Origin of the sequence: uncultured Sphingomonas sp., from assembly GCF_946477935.1 — a bacterium.
GTDB lineage: Bacteria > Pseudomonadota > Alphaproteobacteria > Sphingomonadales > Sphingomonadaceae > Sphingomonas.
On record NZ_CAMLAC010000325.1, the window covers coordinates 1 to 3,063 of the forward strand.

Here is a 3,063-nt window from a genome sequence, read left to right on the forward strand (position 1 = left end):
CCCCTTCGAACTCTACCGCAGCCTGCGGCGCATCAACCCCTCCCCCTTTCTCTACCATCTCGACCTCCCCGGTTTCGCCCTGATCGGATCGAGCCCGGAAATCCTGGTTCGCGTCCGCGACGGCGAGGTGACGATCCGCCCGATCGCCGGCACCCGCCCCCGCGGCAAGACCGCCGCGGAGGACGAGGCGAACCGCACCAGCCTGCTCGCCGATCCCAAGGAGCGCGCCGAGCATCTGATGCTGCTCGACCTCGGCCGGAACGACACCGGCCGCGCCTCGGCACCGGGCAGCGTCCGCGTGACGGACAGCTACACCGTCGAACTCTACAGCCACGTCATGCACATCGTGTCGAACGTGGTGGGCACGCTGGCACCCGAAAAGGATGCGCTCGACGCGCTGTTCGCCGGCTTCCCGGCCGGCACGGTCAGCGGCGCACCCAAGGTCCGCGCCTGCCAGATCATCGCCGAACTGGAGCCCGAACGCCGCGGCGCCTATGCCGGCGGCGTCGGCTATTTCTCACCGGACGGGTCGATGGATAGCTGCATCGTGCTGCGCACCGCGGTGGTGAAGGACGGCACGATCCACGTCCAGGCCGGCGCCGGCATCGTCGCCGATTCCGACCCCGCCTACGAACAACGCGAATGCGAGGCCAAGGCCGGCGCCATCCTCGCCGCCGCGCGCGAGGCGGTTACCCGCGCGGGAGAGAGCAGCTTCGGGCAGTAGGCGACAGAACACCGCCGACGAGGGGGGAAGGATGGAATATGTCATCGAACCGATCGGATACGTCCGTTCGGAAAGACCCGATCCTCGTGACGATCAATGGGGCGACATACGCGCCACCATCATGCTGGACGTCGCTCGCTTCGGACCCGACGCCATGCTCGGCCTCGATGCGTTCAGCCACGTCGAAGTCCTGTTCCTTTTTGACAGGGTGCAGGTCTCCGCGGTGGAAACGGGCGCGCGCCACCCTCGCAATCGAAGCGATTGGCCTATAACCGGCATCTTCGCACAACGTGGCAAGAACCGCCCCAATCGCTTGGGCGTTACAGTCTGCAAGATCGTGGCGGTGGAAGCCACACACCTCCATGTCGAAGGGCTCGACGCGATCGACGGGACACCGGTCATCGATATCAAGCCGGTGATGCGTGAGTTCTTGCCCCGTCAAAGCGTTCAACAACCGGATTGGGCGTCGGAGTTAATGAGCAGATATTGGTGATCTCGCCGTCGCCTGCCCACTCGCGGGAGTCAGCAGGCGAGGGCACGTCCCTTATTCCTCTCCGCCCGGCACCGCACGTTCCGCCGCCCGGTCCGCCCGGCGCTGCGCCGCATAATCGCGGTTCCAGGTCAGCGCGCAGCCCGTCTGCCCACCCGATCCGACCGGCGAGCAGGTATCCGGCAAGCCCGCCGCCGTCCGCCCGACCCGGTCGGCCACCGCTGCCCGGTTCACCCAGCTCTGGTTCTGCGCCGCGATCGGCTGGTCGTCGCGCAGGCCCTTGGGGATGCGGAACGGCTCGTCGTCGCGGCCGCACACCACCACTTCGTCCGCGGTGCTTTGCGGGCATTTCTGGTCGCCGGTCAGGGTCACGCTGCGCACGCGCTTGGGCGGCTGCCCGGTCTCGGCCTGCTGATCGGCGGCGGCCTGGGTCTGCGCAAAGGCCGGAACCGGCGAGGCGATCAGCGCGGCGATCAACAAAGGGCGAAACATGAGCTAACTCTCCTTTAAACAGGAACAACGTCGGGCGCGGCGCATGGCTCCACGCTGAACCGCGCGGCCTCGATCGTAACGGCGCGGGATTGCCGCCATGTGTCGGCGCTTTGCAACATCGTGACACGCGTCTATGGCGGCGACCATGATCCTCGTCGTCGACAATTACGACAGCTTTACCTGGAACCTCGTCCACTATCTTCAGGAATTGGGGACCGAGGTGGAGGTGGTGCGCAACGACGCCATCTCGGCGGGCCAGGCGCTGTCATCGGGCGCCAGCGCCTTTCTGATCTCGCCCGGCCCCTGCACGCCGACGGAGGCGGGCGTCAGCCTCGACCTCGTCGCGGCCTGTGCCGATGCCGGCCGCCCGCTGCTCGGCGTATGTCTGGGGCATCAGGCGATCGGCCAGCATTTCGGGGGCAAGGTGGAGCGTGGCGGCCTGATGCACGGCAAGACCTCGCCCGTGCTGCATGACGGCTCCGGCATGTTCGCCGGGCTGCCCTCGCCGTTTACCGCGACGCGCTATCATTCGTTGATCGTCAACGACGTGCCGGACAGCCTGATCGTCAACGCACGCGCCCAGGACGGCGCCGTGATGGGCTTCCGCCACGCGCATCTGCCGATCCACAGCGTCCAGTTCCATCCTGAGAGCATCGCCACCGAACACGGCCACGCCATGCTCGCCAATTTCTTGGCGGAGGCCGGGATCGCCTATCGCATGCCCGCGCACCTCGCGGCATGACCACGCTTTCCCTGCTCCCCGACACTGCCTCGCCCCTGTCGCGCGAATCGGCCCGCCTCGCCTTTGCCGACATCCTGGACGGCCGTGCCACCGAACCGGCGATCGCCGCCTTCCTCATCGGCCTCACCGACCGCGGCGAAACCGCGATCGAGATCGCCGAGGCCGCCCGTGCCTTGCGCGAACGCGTCATCCCGATCCACGCGCCACCGGGCACCGTCGACGTCTGCGGCACCGGCGGCGATGGCCACCACACGCTCAACGTCTCGACCGCGGTGGCGCTGGTCGTCGCCGCCCTTGGCGTCCCCGTCGCCAAGCACGGCAACCGCGCCGCCTCGTCCAAGGCCGGCGCCGCCGACACGCTGGAGGCGCTCGGCCTCGATATGGACCGTGCCGGCGCGGTGGCCGAGGCGAGCCTCGCCGATCTCGGCATCGCGTTCCTGTTCGCGGCCAACCATCATCCGGCGATGAAGCGCATCACGCCGATCCGCCGCGCGATCGGGCGCCGCACCATCTTCAACCTGATGGGTCCGCTTGCCAATCCTGCGCACGTCACCCGCCAGTTGATCGGCATCGCCCGCCCCGATTACGCTCCGCTCTATGCGGAAGCGCTGAACC

General features: G+C 67.9%; 5 protein-coding genes. 4 read left to right on the plus strand and 1 reads right to left on the minus strand.

Features of this window, described 5'->3' with window-relative positions; genetic code table 11:
- Nucleotides 1-724: anthranilate synthase component I family protein (locus Q0U08_RS19305; protein WP_298093392.1), on the plus strand; the 724-nt coding region annotated here is incomplete at its 5' end.
- A 31-nt stretch (nt 725-755) separates the two neighbouring features.
- The gene (locus Q0U08_RS19310) at nt 756-1,217 is read left to right on the plus strand and encodes an SAM-dependent methyltransferase (protein ID WP_298093394.1); all 462 of its coding nucleotides are present in this window, start codon (nt 756-758) and stop codon (nt 1,215-1,217) included.
- A 51-nt stretch (nt 1,218-1,268) separates the two neighbouring features.
- Here the strand turns inward: Q0U08_RS19310 and Q0U08_RS19315 are convergent, their stop codons facing one another.
- Nucleotides 1,269-1,706, minus strand: coding sequence for a hypothetical protein (locus Q0U08_RS19315; RefSeq protein WP_298093395.1), 438 nt, complete (start codon nt 1,704-1,706; stop codon nt 1,269-1,271).
- 145 nt (nt 1,707-1,851) lie between these two features.
- Between Q0U08_RS19315 and Q0U08_RS19320 the strand changes: the two genes are divergently transcribed.
- Both Q0U08_RS19320 and trpD read left to right on the plus strand, forming a co-directional pair.
- Nucleotides 1,852-2,448 (plus strand): aminodeoxychorismate/anthranilate synthase component II, encoded by a 597-nt coding sequence (locus Q0U08_RS19320; protein WP_298093396.1) that lies wholly within the window; start codon nt 1,852-1,854, stop codon nt 2,446-2,448.
- Nucleotides 2,445-3,063, plus strand: a 619-nt coding sequence (trpD, locus tag Q0U08_RS19325) for an anthranilate phosphoribosyltransferase (protein WP_298093398.1), incomplete at its 3' end; no start/stop codon positions are given. The genes Q0U08_RS19320 and trpD, both read left to right, overlap by 4 nt.

Excerpts from the sequence above, each read along its gene's own strand:
- Q0U08_RS19310 (WP_298093394.1), top strand. The coding sequence starts at position 756 with ATGGAATATGTCATCGAACCGATCGGATACGTCCGTTCGGAAAGACCC.
- Q0U08_RS19315 (WP_298093395.1), bottom strand. The coding sequence starts at position 1,706 with ATGTTTCGCCCTTTGTTGATCGCCGCGCTGATCGCCTCGCCGGTTCCG.
- Q0U08_RS19320 (WP_298093396.1), top strand. The coding sequence starts at position 1,852 with ATGATCCTCGTCGTCGACAATTACGACAGCTTTACCTGGAACCTCGTC.